Origin of the sequence: Vibrio sp. 10N.261.46.A3 (assembly GCF_041472995.1) — a bacterium.
GTDB classification, from domain to species: domain Bacteria; phylum Pseudomonadota; class Gammaproteobacteria; order Enterobacterales; family Vibrionaceae; genus Vibrio; species Vibrio coralliirubri.
In genome coordinates, this window is sequence record NZ_JBFRRH010000206.1 from 1 (window position 1) to 440 (window position 440).

The 440-nt window shown below is 46.8% G+C and carries 1 protein-coding gene; it reads right to left on the reverse strand.

All coding sequences use genetic code 11. From position 1 onward, the window contains the following. On the reverse strand, positions 1 to 440 hold a 440-nt coding region (locus AB4484_RS26675), incomplete at both ends, for a hypothetical protein (RefSeq protein ID WP_372081052.1).

Consider the following 440-nt stretch of genomic DNA (forward strand, 5'->3'; position numbering starts at 1 on the left):
GACACAGCTTGCCACTCTAAGCTTTCTCCATCAGAGGTTAAGCCCGCAATCACTAAATTTTCATTAACCAACTCATACTTCACAACGCCATCGGCACCTTCATCAATCGTGAATAGTCCATTAATAATGGTGTCTTCAGATTGATCTGAACCAATACCAGTAAGATCGTCTTCATCGACAACCGCTTCACCCGTTGGCGCCGTCATTACTGGCGTGTCATCGATCACCTCGATTGGCAATACATATTGGTTAGAATCATCGCCATCACCATCAACGGCAACGACATCGAATGGAATCGTTAAGGTATTGGAGTTCGGGCTTGTTGGATGGTTCAGAGGACCTAACAACGTAAACGTATAAGAGCCATCATTCGCTAGCGCGAGCGTGAAGATAGGAGTCCCGCTTGTCGTCGTACCTTGATAGGTCGTTGTGTTAGCCGC